The following is a 13,879-nucleotide window of genomic DNA, read 5'->3' as shown; positions in this document are numbered from 1 at the left end:
ATACCAAAAAAATACCATTTACCAAGTGAGAATGATAATGAAAATGTATCTTTTTATCATATTGATTTTACTAGATAAAAATTTTTAATGAAGCTTTGACGGTCAAAAAGTTAAAATTCGGCTGGACAATTGGTATTTTTTTGGCCTTAATTCGGCAAAAGGGAACAGCGTTTCGAAGCCCACGAAAACCGGCAGCAAAGCCAAGCCGGAACCGCTTCGGGGGATGATTGCCGGAATGCCGGAGGCCTGTCGGGCCGGCGGTGGAATTCAGGCATCCATCGGCTTTTCCCATGATTTCGGCGCGTCCGGTGCAAGTCACCGGCACGGCGCGCACAGTCCGGCCGCAGGCGATCCGTCTTTGCGTCCATCGAGCTTTCGGGCCGGCAGTCGCTGGCGGCCTCCAAGGGGCGTTGGGTGTTTCCTCAGACACGCCAATTGCTTGTTTCAGATCGAAAACGGCGCCCTCCGGCGCCTGAAAACAGGAGAGGGAAATGAAAAACACTGCTCTGAAAAGCTTCCTGCTTGCATCCAGCCTGCTGACGTCGGCAGGTCTCGTCCATGCCGCCGACGTCACGCTGACGGTCGAAAGCTGGCGTAACGACGACCTGCAGATCTGGCAGGAGAAGATCATCCCGGCTTTCGAAGCCAAGAACCCGGGCATCAAGATCGTCTTCTCGCCGACCGCGCCGACCGAATACAACGCCTCGCTGAACGCCAAGCTCGACGCCGGTTCTGCAGGCGACATCATCACCTGCCGTCCGTTCGACGCCTCGCTCGAACTCTTCAACAAGAAGCAGCTCGTCGATATCACCAGCCTGCCCGGCATGGAGAACTTCTCGCCGGTCGCCAAGGCCGCCTGGTCGACCGACGACGGCAAGTCGACCTTCTGCGTGCCGATGGCTTCGGTCATCCACGGCTTCATCTACAACAAGGATGCCTTCGACAAGCTCGGCATCTCCATTCCGAAGACGGAAGACGAGTTCTTCGCCGCTCTCGACAAGATCAAGGCCGACGGCACCTATATTCCGCTCGCCATGGGCACCAAGGATCTCTGGGAAGCCGCCACCATGGGCTACCAGAATATCGGCCCGAACTACTGGAAGGGTGAAGAGGGCCGCGAAGCCCTGATCGCCGGCAAGCAGAAGCTGACGGACGCCGACTGGGTCAAGCCCTATGAAGAGCTTGCCAAGTGGAAGCCCTATCTCGGCGACGGCTTCGAAGCCCAGACCTATTCGGACAGCCAGAACCTCTTCACGCTCGGCCGTGCCGCCATCTACCCGGCCGGTTCCTGGGAAATTGCGCTCTTCAACACGCAGGCGCAGTTCAAGATGGGCGCCTTCCCGCCGCCGGTTCCGAAGGCCGGCGACACGGGCTATATCTCCGACCATCCGGATATCGGCGTTGCCCTGAATGCCAAGAGCAAGCATGCCGAGGAAGCCAAGAAGTTCCTGAGCTGGGTCGCTTCGCCCGAGTTCGCCGACATCTACGCGAATTCGCTGCCGGGCTTCTTCAGCCTGAACTCGAACCCGGTCAAGATGTCCGATCCGCTTGCCCAGGAATTCGTCTCCTGGCGCGGCCCGTACAAGTCGACCGTGCGCTCGACCTACCAGATCCTGTCGCGCGGCACGCCGAACCTCGAAAACGAGACCTGGGTCGAATCGGCCAACGTCATCAACGGCACCGACACGCCGGCCGTTGCTGCCGAGAAGCTGCAGAAGGGCCTCGACAGCTGGTACAAGCCGAAGAAGTGATGTGAAAAACCCCTCCCCAACCCCTCCCCACAAGGGGGAGGGGCTAGACCTGCCGCAATTGCGGTTCTGGTGGGGAGGATCGCGCCGCGAGTCTTCTTCCCCCTTGTGGGGAAGATGGCCGGCAGGCCAGAAGGGGTCTTTCGTCACGCCGAGGCGTGGCGGTTCGCCTTAGCGAAGAGGCACCTTGCCGGTGCATAAAGTCCAACTTCCTGGCTCCAAGATCTATCTAACAACAAGGCAAAAGCCATGAGCCAAACCGACAACGCGGCCGAAATCGTCCCGATCAAGCGCCCGGTGCGCTGGCACATTTTCGTCTTCATGCTGCCGGCGGTGATCGTCTATTCCGCGGTGATGGTGCTGCCGCTCATCGAAACGCTCAGGCTTTCGCTCTACAATGTCGTCGATGGTCAGCCGGCCTTCGTCGGACTGGCGAATTTCAAAGTGCTGTTCGGCGATCCGCGCTGGGCGCATGATTTCTGGAATGCGCTCGTCAACAACCTGATCTTCTTTGCCATCCACATGTGCGTGCAGAACCCGATCGGTGTGGCACTTGCCGCCCTGCTGTCGGTGCCGAAGCTGCGCGGTGTCGCCTTCTATCGCACGGCGATGTTCCTGCCGACGCTGCTCTCTTTCGTCATTGTCGGCTTCATCTGGAAGCTCATCCTTTCGCCGATCTGGGGTGTGGCACCCTGGATGCTAGATCTCATCGGTTTGAAATTCCTGTTCGCGCCCTGGCTCGGCAAGCCGGGCTCGGCGCTGATCGCGGTGTCGCTGATCTCCAACTGGCAATATATCGGCATTCCGATGATGCTGATCTATGCCGCACTGCTCAGCATCCCGGAAGAGGTGATCGAGGCGGCCGAATGTGACGGTATCACCGGCTGGGCCCAGTTCTGGAAGATCAAGCTGCCGCTCATTCTGCCGGCGATCGGCATCATCTCGATCCTGACCTTCGTCGGTAATTTCAATGCCTTCGATCTGATCTACACCGTGCAGGGCGCGCTTGCCGGGCCCGACATGTCGACCGATATTCTCGGTACGCTGCTCTACCGCACCTTCTTTGGTTTCCAGCTCCAGCTCGGCGACCGCTCGATGGGCGCGACAATCGCCACGGTGATGTTCCTCATCATCCTCGCCGGCGTTTCGCTTTATCTCTTCGTCATCCAGCGACGCATGCGTCGCTACCAGTTCTGAGGAGCGCGCATGTCCAAGGCACGCACATCTCCCGTCCGCACCGGCCTCGTGCATCTGGCGCTTAGCGCCTATACGCTGGTCGCGCTGTTTCCGGTGTTCCTGACCATCGTCAACTCGTTCAAGGATCGCGCCTCGATCTTCCGCGAGCCGCTGATGATCCCGACGCCGTCGACCTTCAGCCTCGTCGGCTATCAGACGGTGCTGGGGCAGGGCGATTTCGCCACCTATTTCCAGAACAGCTTCATCGTCACGATCGTCTCGATCCTGCTGGTGCTACTCTTCGGCGCCATGGCGGCCTTCGCGCTGTCGGAATATCGCTTCCGCGGCAATATGCTGCTCGGGCTCTACATGGCGATCGGCATCATGATCCCGATCCGCCTCGGCACGGTGGCGATCCTGCAGGGCATGGTGGCGGCTGGCCTCGTCAACACGCTGACGGCCCTCGTCCTTGTCTATACCGCCCAGGGCATACCGCTCGCGATCTTCATCCTGTCGGAATTCATGCGCACGGTTTCGGACGATCTGAAGAATGCCGGCCGCATCGATGGGCTTTCCGAATATGCGATCTTCTTCCGCCTGGTGCTGCCGCTGGTGCGCCCGGCCATGGCGACGGTTGCCGTTTTCACCATGATCCCGATCTGGAACGACCTCTGGTTCCCGCTGATCCTGGCGCCGGCCGAAGCGACAAAGACGGTGACCCTCGGTTCGCAGATCTTCATCGGCCAGTTCGTCACCAACTGGAATGCGGTTCTGGCGGCGCTCTCGCTCGCCATCCTGCCGATCCTCGTCCTCTACGTCATCTTCTCGCGGCAACTGATCCGCGGCATCACGTCGGGAGCCGTCAAATGAACCAGGGGAAACCGATCCGTGTCCTCGTAGCCGGCCTCGGCAATATGGGTCGTAGCCATGCGCTCGCCTATCATAACGATCCCGGCTTCGAGATCGTCGGTCTCGTCAACCGCTCGACGCCGGCGCTGGAGCCCGAGTTGCAGGCCTATACCATTCATCCCGACTTCGTGACTGCGCTCGCCGAGCTGAAGCCGGATCTGTGTTCGATCAACACCTATTCCGACAGTCATGCCGATTATGCGGTCGCCGCCTTCGAAGCCGGCTGTCATGTCTTCGTGGAAAAGCCGCTGGCGACCACCGTCTCCGATGCTGAGCGTGTTGTCGCCGCCGCGAAGACGGCGGGGCGCAAGCTGGTGATCGGCTATATTCTCCGCCATCACCCGTCCTGGGTGAAGCTGATCGAGGAGGCGCGCAAACTCGGCCCGCCTTACGTCTTCCGGATGAACCTCAATCAGCAGTCCAGCGGCCCAACCTGGGCGACACACAAGTCGCTGATGCGCACGACCTCGCCGATCGTCGATTGCGGCGTGCATTATGTCGACGTCATGTGCCAGATCACCGACGCCAGGGCCGTCGAGGTGCGCGGCATGGGGCTGCGCCTGTCCGACGAGATCGCTGCCGACATGTATAATTACGGCCAGCTGCAGGTGCTGTTCGAGGATGGTTCGGTCGGCTGGTACGAGGCCGGCTGGGGACCGATGATCTCGGAGACCGCCTTCTTCGTGAAGGATGTGATGTCGCCGAAAGGCGCGGTGTCGATCGTCATGGATCCGAACGCCAAGTCCGACGATATCGACACGCATACCAAGACTTCGGTGATCCGTCTGCACACGGCCGCGACCGGCCCGGACGGCAAGTTCATCCGGCCCGATCAGGATATGAGGATGACGGGCGAGCCCGGTCATCAGGCTCTCTGCGACCTTGAGCAGGCCTTCATGCTGAGGGCGATCCGCGAGGATCTGAACCTCGACCGCCATATGGCGGATGCGGTAGCGTCGCTGCGCATCTGTCTTGCCGCCGACGAGAGCGTGCGCACCGGCCAGCCGGTCAGATTGTAAGGGAAAAACAGTGGGATCGCTTCAACTCAAATCCATCCGCAAGACCTATGGCACGCATGAGGTGCTGAAAGGCATCGACCTCGAGGTCAAGGACGGCGAATTCGTCATCTTCGTCGGGCCGTCGGGCTGCGGGAAGTCGACGCTCTTGCGCAGCATTGCCGGCCTCGAGGACGTCACGTCGGGCGCCGTCGTCATCAACGGCCGCGACGAGACGCTGACGCCGCCGGCCAAGCGCGGCATTGCCATGGTGTTTCAATCCTACGCGCTCTATCCGCACTTGACGGTCAAGGACAATATGGGGCTCGGCCTCAAACAGGCCGGTACCCCCAAGGACGAGATCGACACGCGCGTCAGCAAGGCATCGGGCATGCTGTCGCTCGCGCCCTATCTGGCGCGGCGGCCGGCCGAACTCTCCGGCGGCCAGCGCCAGCGCGTCGCGATCGGCCGCGCCATCGTGCGCGAACCGGAGCTCTTCCTGTTCGACGAGCCGCTGTCGAACCTCGATGCGGCGCTGCGCGTCCAGACCCGCCTCGAAATCGCCCGGCTGCATCGCAGCCTGAAGGCGACGATGATCTACGTCACCCACGATCAGGTCGAGGCGATGACGCTTGCCGACAAGATCGTGGTGCTGAATGCCGGCACGATCGAGCAGATCGGCTCGCCGATGGAACTCTACAACCGCCCGGCCAATGTCTTCGTCGCCGGCTTCATCGGCTCGCCGCAGATGAATTTCATCGGGGCCGAGAAGGTCGGCGATCACAGCGCCAAGACGATCGGCGTGCGTCCAGAACACATGACGCTGTCGCGCGAACAGGGGAGCTGGGCCGCGAAAGTCGTGCATGTCGAGCATCTCGGCGCCGACACGATCATCTATCTGGAATCCGACCAGTGCGGGCTGCTGACGGCGCGCCTCTTCGGCGAGCATCAGTACGAGCCCGACGAGATCGTCTATGCGACGCCGGATCAGGCGCGTGTCCACCGCTTCGATGTGGACGACAGGGCGATCCGGTGATTCCCCTTCTCCCCAGCGGGGAGAAGGTGCCCGTAGGGCGGATGAGGGGGCTGCACGGCAGAACATTTGTTATTGCGCTGAGCCAAAGTGAAGGGCAATGAATGCTGTGCCGTGTGGCCCCCTCATCGCCTCGCTATCGCTCCGGCACTTCTCCCCGCTGGGGAGAAGAGACAAGTGGCAATGCCTTCGTCCCCTTCTCCCCGGCCGAAGCGAGAAAGATCTGACAAGGCTGCTGTCTCCTCCATATATTCCGAATAACGAAAAGGCGCCGTTTTGCGGCGCCTTTTGCGTGAGCGGTGCTGGTGAACTCAGTCGCGGATTACGAGCAGGTCGGCTGCCATGAAGCGCAGCGTTACGGTTTCGCCAGCTTGTGGCGGGGTGACGCCGGGGCTGTTGAACATGTCGAACGAGATGACGTTGCCGCCGACATTCATGCGGGTGCGGATGACCGAACCCAGGAAGTGAGCCGAGACGACCTGGCCGGTGAGAGCCGTATCGCTTCTGGCGGTGTCGGAGAGGGAGCCTGCTTCCGGGCGCAGCGCCAGCGAGATGGTCTCGCCGGCCTTATGGGCTGCGACCGACTGCTTCAGTGTGATCTTCTGATCGCCGATCTGGATGCGGTTGGTATCGGGATCGACGACCTCGGCCTCGATCAGGTTCAGCGTGCCGACGAAGGAGGCGACGAAGCGGGTTGCCGGCGTATTGTAGATCTCGAAGGGGGAACCGATCTGGTCGGCCTTGCCGGCATTCATGACGACGATGCGGTCGGAGATCGACAGCGCCTCCTCCTGATCGTGGGTGACGAAAACAGTGGTGATGCCGAGCTGCTGCTGGATCTGGCGGATTTCCTCGCGCAGCGACACGCGGATCTTGGCGTCGAGTGCTGAGAGCGGCTCGTCGAGCAACAGCAGCTGTGGCTTGACGGCAAGCGCGCGGGCGAGTGCCACACGCTGCTGCTGCCCGCCCGACATCTGGTACGGGAAGCGATCGGCCAAGTGGTCGAGCTTGATCAGGCCGAGCATTTCCTTGACGCGCGCGTTGATCTCAGGCTTGGCGGCGCCGGCGACCTTGAGGCCGAAGGCGACGTTGTCGTGCACTGTCATGTTCGGGAACAGCGCGTAGGCCTGGAAGACCATGCCGATATTGCGCTGGTTCGGCTTCAGCGAGCTCTGATCCTTGCCGTTGATGGTCAACGTGCCGCCGGTCGGTGTTTCAAAGCCGGCGATCATGCGCAGAACGGTCGTCTTGCCGCAGCCCGACGGTCCGAGGAAGGAGACGAACTCGCCCTTCTCGATGTTCATGTTGAAGTTCTTGACGACCTGGACCGGGCCGAAGGATTTCTGAATGTTGTTCAGTGTGAGAAAGGACATGAGCCAGATACCTTAAGCCTTTGCCGGGCGGGCTTTGCCGACGCGGGAAACGAGGTTGAGCAGGCCCATGCTGAGCCAGGTGATCGAGAAGGCGATGACGGCGAGCGCCGAAGGCTCATAGGCCTTGTTGGCGCCGACGAGCTGCAGGTAGGGACCGAAGGCCGGACGGTTGAGCAGCGCGGCGAAGGTGAATTCGCCCATGACGATTGCGAGCGTGATGAAGGCGCCGGAGAGCACGCCGCTCATGACATTGGGAAAAATGCACTTGAACATGATGGTCGTCCAGCGAGCGCCGAGGCTTTCGGCAGCCTCCGTCAGCGTGCGGACGTCGATGGCGCGCATGGCGGTATCGACGGCTCGGTACATATAGGGCAGGGACAGGGTGATATAGGAGAAGACCAGCAGGATGTTGGTGCCGGTCGTCGAGCCCGTCAGCGGCAGGTAGGACGATGAATTGTACATCCTGAGGTAACCGAAGACGATGACGATCGCCGGAATGACGAGCGGCAGCAGCGTGATGAATTCGACGACGGGGCGCATTTGCGGCAGCCGCAGCCGCACCCAATAGGCGGTCGGCACGACGAGCAGCATGCCGAAGACGATGGTGAGCAACGCCATCAACATGGAATAGCCGAAGGTCTCGCGGAACTGGGCGTCCGAGAAGACCGACTGATAGGCATCGAGGCTGTATTCGCCACGGCGCATGCGCAGCGAAAACTCGATGGTGCCGATCAACGGAATAACAAAATAGGAAGCGCCCAGGATAATGGCCAGCCAGGCTCCGAAACGTTGAGCTTTCATTTCTGCCACCGTTCGGCGCGCATGCGCAGCATGAGGTACAGGATGTTCGAGACGCCTGTTATGACGATCATGCCGAGCGCGATGGCATAGCCGAGGTTGGCGTTGTGCAGGACGTCGCCGCGGATCTGCGCGTAGAGCAGGATCGGCACGATGTTCAGCGAGCTGCCGGTCAGTGCGAAGGCGGTGGCGATGGCGCCGAAGGCGTTGGCAAAGAGCAGCAGCGTCGTGCCGAGCAGGCTCGGCCAGAGGATCGGCATTGCGACCATCGTCCAGTATTGGCGATTGGTAGCACCAAGAATCTCGGATGCTTCGCGCCATTCCTTCTTCATGCCGTCGAGGGCCGGCGTCAGGATCAGCACCATCAGCGGGATCTGGAAATACATATAGGTGATGGTGAGGCCGAGGAAGGACAGCAGGTTGAAACCGGTGCCGTAGAGATTGAAACCGAACCACTCACGGAGGAACATCGTCACAAGACCGGTGCGGCCGAGCGTTGCCAGAAAGGCGAAGGCAAGCGGCACGCCGGCAAAGTTCGAGGCGACGCCGGAAAAGGTCAGCAGCGTCGAGCGCACCGAGGCGGGCAGGCCGCCGAGCACGACGGCCCAGGCGAGAAAGAAGCCGATCAGCGCGCCGCCAAGGGCCGATGCCACCGAGACGCGGATACTGATCCAGTAAGCGCTCATAATCGATGGGGTAAAGAGATCGCCGATATTCTTCAGCGTGAGATTGCCCTCGGGCGTCAGGAACGCGCCCGCCACAAGATAAAGCGTGGGGATGATCAGGAACAGCAAAGAGAAAATAATAAAGGGTGCAATGCCCAGCCAGTCGATCACGCGGTCTTTGTTGATCAAGGGGGCGCTGCTTACCATCGGCGTTGAAACGGTACTCATGGAAAGCTCATCCTGGGGCGTCGGAGTGAGAAAACCTCCCCGCCTTTCGGGCGGGGAGGCAGGATCGGAGATTACTTGACGGCGGCGCCGACGACGCTATCCCAGTTCTTGGTGATGGCTTCCTTGCCGGCTGCCTGTTCTTCGAGCGTCGGGAAGACGGCCTTTTCATAGGCTGCTGCCGGCGGCAGCTTGTCGAGCAGGTCCTTCGGGATCTTGTTGTTCTTGGCAAGATCGTTGAAGCGGATCGGGTGGCAATAGCCCTTCAGCCAGCCGAGCTGACCTTCGTCGGAATAGAGGTATTCCATCCAGAGCTTGGCAGCGTTCGGGTGCGGAGCGAAGGCGGAAATCGCCTGGACGTAGACGCCGGCAACGACGCCGGTCTTCGGAACGATGACCTCAAACGGAGGGTTGCCCTTCAGGCTCTGGCCCCAGGAGAGAGCGTTGTAGTCCCAGGCGACGATGATCGGCGTGGAGCCCTGCGCGAAGGGAGCAGCCTTGCCGACGACAGGCACGAAGTTACCGGCCTTGTTCAGTTCGGCAAAGAACTTCAGGCCTTCTTCGCCTGCCTTGGCCGCGTCACCGCCGGAAGCGGAAAGGCCAGCAGCGTAAACGCCCTGGACGGCCTGGTTGGCGGTGCGCGGGTCGCCGGCGAGGGCGACGGTGTTTGCGTAGTCGCTCTTCTTCAGATCGGCCCAGTCGGCCGGCGATTCCTTGACGAGGTCCTTGTTCACGAGGAACGACAGAACGCCGTAATAGTCGCCATACCAGTAGCCTTCGGCATCCTTGGCGCTGTCCGGAATGGAATCCCAGGTGGAGACCTTGTAAGGCTGGATCAGGCCGTCTTTCTTAGCAGACGGACCGAAGGAAAGACCGACGTCGATGACGTCAGGGGCCTGCGGACCGGTGTTGCCCTTGTTGGCCTTGATCGCTTCGACTTCGTCGCCCGAACCGGCATCCGGGTTCAGTTCGTTGACTTCGAGGCCATATTTGGCCTTGAAGCCGGCAATGACGTCGCCATAGCCGCACCAGTCGTGCGGAAGAGCGATCGTCGTCAGGGTGCCTTCCTTCTTGGCGGCGGCGATCAGTTCGGCGCTCGGCTCAGCTGCGGCGATCGCGGTCGAAGCCACGATCATTGCAGTAGAAAGCGACAGCAGTCGAGAAATGTTAGAGATCACTGTTGTTCTCCTTCGGGTTTTCAGTGTCTGGCGATGCTGTTAATCAGCTTACATGAAGCTTGTATGACGATTGGATGACGTTCATTTCACCCTGAATATCAGGCGTTTGCGACAGGCGTTCTATTTGCGACAGTGCGGTCTGTTTCCGTGAAAATCCGTCATTGTTTTTCTTTTGTTTAGTCTTGTCCTCCTAACCCGGTTTACGGAAAAGCTTGGTCTGCTCGAACAGGCCTTCCAGCGTCTTCATGCGCTCCTTCGTCTCGTCCCAGGTCGAGTTCTGAACGGCCTCGATCAGTGCTTCGACGATGAACAGGGTGACGACGGAGGAATCCCAGGCCGAGGGTGCTTCGATCCGGACGCGGAAGGCATGCCGGGCAAGCTTGGCGGCGGGCGAGCCCCACTGGTCGGTGAAGACGACGATTTCGGCGCCGCGTTTGCGGGCGGCGGTGGCAAGGCTGACCATCTCCTGCTCGTAGCGGCGGATGTCGAAGATGATCAGTATGTCGCCGGCATTCATGTTGAGGACATATTGCGGCCAGCTGCTGGAATGCGACGACAGCAGCGTCGTTGCCGGCCGGATCACCTGCATGTGGGTGAAGAAATATTCGGCAAGCGCGCCGGTGATGCGGCCGCCGACGAAATAGAGGCCGCGCTTGCGGTCGGACAGCAGAGAGGCGACGCTGTCGAAGGTCGCGGTATCGAGATCGGTCAGCGTCTGGCGCAGATTGCCCATAATGGCATCGGCGAAACGGTTGAGAATATGGGTGCCCGGCGCGTTCTGCGCCCAGCGATCATGCTTGGCGATCGGGTTCGAGATCGTCGCCTCGACTTCCAGATGCAGATGCGCCTGAAAGTCCGGATAGCCTTTAAAACCGAGCTTCTGCACCATGCGCACGACGGTCGGCGTCGAGACGCCGGCGTTCTCGGCGATGGTGGTGATGCTGCCGAGACCGGAAACCGGATAGTTGTCGAGAAGGCTTTCGGCCAGTTGTTTCTCGGCGCGCGTCAACACGCCCAAATGCGAGTGTATGACGTCCGAAACCGTCTTCGACGCAACTGTCACTTTCAATGCTCCCCGGGATGGTCTGGCGCCACTTTCCCAACCAAAGTTAACAACGCTGTCATAATCCATGTCAACTGCTGTCATGAAAAGAAATTTTCAGAGAGCGCTTGACAGCGATCGAAACCTGAAGAATTCTTTTCTATAAATATTTTATTAAGGGATAAGGAGTGGCGCCTTTGGTGCTGGCCCGGCCGAAAATCCTCAGTGAAGCGGACGGCGACTGCGTCGGGATCGAGCGGGTCGACGGCCGGAGCCCGGTGCTGATCGTCTGCGAACACGCTTCGAAGGCGCTTCCCGCATCTTTCGGCGATCTCGGCTTGCCTGAGGAAGCGCTGTCGAGCCATATCGCCTGGGATCCAGGGGCTTTGGCAGTCGCCCGCGGCATATCGGAAGGACTCGACGCGACGCTCGTCTACCAGCGGTTCTCACGGCTGATCTACGACTGCAACCGGCCGCCCACTTCTCCCGGCGCCATGCCGGAGGCGAGCGAAATCTACGTCATTCCCGGCAACAAGGATCTGAGCGCCGAAGAGCGCCTTGCCCGAACCGACGCGCTCTACGTGCCCTTCCACGACGCCATTCGCGGGCTGATCCGCGATCGCCGGGCGAGGGGGCAAGACAGTATCATCGTGACGATGCACAGCTTCACGCCGGTCTATCATGGCCGCGAACGCGCCGTCGAACTCGGCATATTGCACGACGAGGACAGCCGGCTTGCCGATCGCATGCTGGAGGCTGCGGCCGAAGCGCCGCTTTACAGGACGGAACGCAACCAGCCTTACGGGCCCGAGGACGGCGTGACCCACACGCTGATCCTGCACGGGCTTTCGAACGGCTTGCGCAATGTAATGATCGAGGTCCGCAATGACCTCATCACAGACGATGTCGGCCAAGGGGTCATGGCCGACTATCTAAAAGGGTTGCTCCAGCAAAGCCTGGACGCCTGACAAAAAAGAAGACCCGAGGGAGCAGTCTAACTGCGAGCGTCCGCACGCGAAAATGCCGCGGACAATTTGGCACTGAACCGGCCCGCAATCCCGCGGCCGATCGTGAACAGGGGGAAGTCATGTCGGACTATACCGATCTGGACAAAAAGCAGGATGTGCACATCCTGCATTCGATGGGCTACGCCCAGGAACTTGAGCGACGCATGAGTTCATTCTCGAACTTCGCCGTCTCATTCTCCATCATCTGCATCCTCTCCGGCGGCATCAATTCGCTGGCGCAGGCGACCTCGGGTGCCGGCGGAGCCGCCATCGGCATCGGCTGGCCGGTTGGATGCTTCATCTCGCTCGTCTTTGCCGTCGCCATGGCGCAGATCAGCTCGGCCTATCCGACGGCCGGCGGGCTTTATCACTGGGGCTCGATCCTCGGCAACCGCTTCACCGGCTGGCTGACCGCCTGGTTCAACCTGCTCGGTCTCGTCACTGTGCTCGGCGCCATCAATGTCGGCACCTATTATTTCTTCATGGGTTCGTTCGGCACCAGCTATCTCGGGCTGACGGATACCACGACGGTGCGCATCGTCTTCCTCGTCATCATCACCGGTGCGCAGGCGCTGGTGAACCACATGGGTATTGGGCTGACGGCGAAGCTGACCGACTTTTCGGGTTATCTCATCTTCGCGACCTCGATCGCGCTGGCGGCCGTCTGCCTGATTGCAGCGCCCTCCTACGAGATCGGCCGTCTGTTCACCTTCGCCAACTATTCCGGCGAAGCCGGTGGCAATGTCTGGCCGTCGACTTCGGGCGCCTGGGTCTTCCTCGTCGGCCTGCTGCTGCCGATCTACACCATCACCGGTTATGACGCCTCGGCGCATACCTCGGAAGAAACGGTCAAGGCCGCGGAGTCGGTCCCGCGCGGCATGGTCGCATCCGTTCTCTGGTCGGCACTTTTCGGCTACATCATGCTGTGCGCCTTCGTCCTCATGCTCCCGAATATGGACGATGCGGCAAAACAGGGCTGGAACGTGTTCTTCTGGGCGATGGACAGCCAGGTAAACCCGATCGTCAAGGACATTCTCTATCTCGCCATCCTGGTCAGCCAGTGGCTGTGCGGTCTTGCTACCGTCACCTCGGTCTCGCGCATGATTTTCGCCTTCTCTCGTGACGGCGGTCTTCCGGCGTCGAAGGCCTTGTCGAAGGTCAGCCCGCAGTATCGTACGCCGGTGGCTGCGATCTGGACCGGTTCGATCCTGTCGGTACTTTTCGTTTGGTTCACCTCGCTCGACTTCATGAAAATCGGTGATACGCCGGTTTATACGATCGTTGTCTCGTGCACCGTCATCTTCCTGTTCTTCTCCTTCGCAATTCCGATCACGCTCGGCCTGTTCGCCTGGGGCACGTCGAAGTGGGACAAAATGGGTCCATGGAACCTCGGCGAAGGCGCCTTCAAGCTCTTTGCCGTGCTCACGATCATCTCGATGATCCTGATCTTCATTCTCGGCATTCAGCCGCCGAACGGTGCCGCGCTTTACGTTACCGTTGGCTTCCTAGTGCTGACCGGGATCGTCTGGTTCGGTTTTGAAAGCCGGCGCTTCAAGGGACCGCCGATCGGCGCCGAAGTGGCAAAGCGCCAGGCCGAGATCGCGGCCGCCGAAGCGGCGGTCGGCGAGAGCGGCGAAAAGTAAGCATCGAGGCTTCCCTCTCAAATGGCGGGGCCGCATCCTGCGGCCCCATCACCGGATCAACGAAAAGGCATCAGGCCGCGATACCAG

The 13,879-nt window shown here is 60.5% G+C and carries 13 protein-coding genes; 7 read left to right on the top strand and 6 right to left on the bottom strand.

Going from position 1 to position 13,879, the window contains the following annotated elements:
* Positions 1 to 70: 70 nt before the first annotated feature.
* A complete protein-coding gene (locus tag CO666_RS33485) occupies positions 71 to 502 on the bottom strand; it encodes a hypothetical protein (RefSeq protein ID WP_143540226.1) in 432 nt (143 codons plus the stop codon).
* Here CO666_RS33485 and CO666_RS03395 point away from each other — a divergent pair.
* From CO666_RS03395 to CO666_RS03375, 5 genes are all read left to right on the top strand, one after another.
* Positions 492 to 1,751, top strand: a complete 1,260-nt coding sequence (locus CO666_RS03395; protein ID WP_097610738.1) for an ABC transporter substrate-binding protein — start codon at positions 492 to 494, stop codon at positions 1,749 to 1,751. The two genes, CO666_RS33485 and CO666_RS03395, sit on opposite strands and share 11 nt — an antisense overlap.
* Before the next feature lie 246 nt (positions 1,752 to 1,997).
* Positions 1,998 to 2,945 (top strand): carbohydrate ABC transporter permease, encoded by a 948-nt coding sequence (locus CO666_RS03390; protein WP_097610737.1) that lies wholly within the window; start codon positions 1,998 to 2,000, stop codon positions 2,943 to 2,945.
* A 9-nt stretch (positions 2,946 to 2,954) separates the two neighbouring features.
* Positions 2,955 to 3,794, top strand: coding sequence for a carbohydrate ABC transporter permease (locus CO666_RS03385; RefSeq protein ID WP_097610736.1), 840 nt, complete (start codon positions 2,955 to 2,957; stop codon positions 3,792 to 3,794).
* A complete protein-coding gene (locus CO666_RS03380) occupies positions 3,791 to 4,852 on the top strand; it encodes a Gfo/Idh/MocA family protein (RefSeq protein WP_097610735.1) in 1,062 nt (353 codons plus the stop codon). The genes CO666_RS03385 and CO666_RS03380 overlap by 4 nt, the downstream gene beginning before the upstream one ends.
* Positions 4,853 to 4,862: 10 nt before the next feature.
* The gene (locus CO666_RS03375; protein ID WP_097610734.1) at positions 4,863 to 5,864 is read left to right on the top strand and encodes an ABC transporter ATP-binding protein; all 1,002 of its coding nucleotides are present in this window, start codon (positions 4,863 to 4,865) and stop codon (positions 5,862 to 5,864) included.
* A gap of 308 nt (positions 5,865 to 6,172) precedes the next feature.
* Here CO666_RS03375 and CO666_RS03370 read toward each other — a convergent pair whose 3' ends face one another.
* The 5 genes from CO666_RS03370 to CO666_RS03350 form a co-directional block, all read right to left on the bottom strand.
* A complete protein-coding gene (locus CO666_RS03370; RefSeq protein WP_097610733.1) occupies positions 6,173 to 7,234 on the bottom strand; it encodes an ABC transporter ATP-binding protein in 1,062 nt (353 codons plus the stop codon).
* 12 nt (positions 7,235 to 7,246) lie between these two features.
* Positions 7,247 to 8,035 carry an ABC transporter permease gene (locus CO666_RS03365; RefSeq protein ID WP_097610732.1) on the bottom strand — a complete coding sequence of 263 codons (789 nt, stop codon included), beginning with the start codon at positions 8,033 to 8,035 and terminating at the stop codon, positions 7,247 to 7,249.
* Positions 8,032 to 8,925 (bottom strand): ABC transporter permease, encoded by an 894-nt coding sequence (locus CO666_RS03360; RefSeq protein ID WP_097610731.1) that lies wholly within the window; start codon positions 8,923 to 8,925, stop codon positions 8,032 to 8,034. The genes CO666_RS03365 and CO666_RS03360 overlap by 4 nt, the downstream gene beginning before the upstream one ends.
* 71 nt (positions 8,926 to 8,996) lie before the next feature.
* The gene (locus CO666_RS03355; RefSeq protein WP_003565135.1) at positions 8,997 to 10,100 is read right to left on the bottom strand and encodes an ABC transporter substrate-binding protein; all 1,104 of its coding nucleotides are present in this window, start codon (positions 10,098 to 10,100) and stop codon (positions 8,997 to 8,999) included.
* A gap of 190 nt (positions 10,101 to 10,290) precedes the next feature.
* On the bottom strand, positions 10,291 to 11,163 hold the full coding sequence (locus CO666_RS03350; RefSeq protein ID WP_097611018.1) for a MurR/RpiR family transcriptional regulator: 873 nt from the start codon (positions 11,161 to 11,163) through the stop codon (positions 10,291 to 10,293).
* Between the two features lie 176 nt (positions 11,164 to 11,339).
* On the opposite strand from CO666_RS03350, the gene CO666_RS03345 reads away from it, so the two are divergent.
* Together CO666_RS03345 and CO666_RS03340 are read left to right on the top strand one after the other, a co-directional pair.
* Positions 11,340 to 12,110: an N-formylglutamate amidohydrolase gene (locus tag CO666_RS03345; RefSeq protein WP_097610730.1), complete on the top strand. Its 771-nt coding sequence runs from the start codon at positions 11,340 to 11,342 to the stop codon at positions 12,108 to 12,110.
* A 119-nt stretch (positions 12,111 to 12,229) separates the two neighbouring features.
* Positions 12,230 to 13,792: an amino acid permease gene (locus tag CO666_RS03340; RefSeq protein WP_097610729.1), complete on the top strand. Its 1,563-nt coding sequence runs from the start codon at positions 12,230 to 12,232 to the stop codon at positions 13,790 to 13,792.
* The last annotated feature ends 87 nt before the right edge of the window (positions 13,793 to 13,879 follow it).

Origin of the sequence: Rhizobium chutanense (genome assembly GCF_002531935.1) — a bacterium.
Taxonomy (GTDB): domain Bacteria; phylum Pseudomonadota; class Alphaproteobacteria; order Rhizobiales; family Rhizobiaceae; genus Rhizobium; species Rhizobium chutanense.
This window is presented reverse-complemented; position numbering and strand designations above follow the sequence as displayed.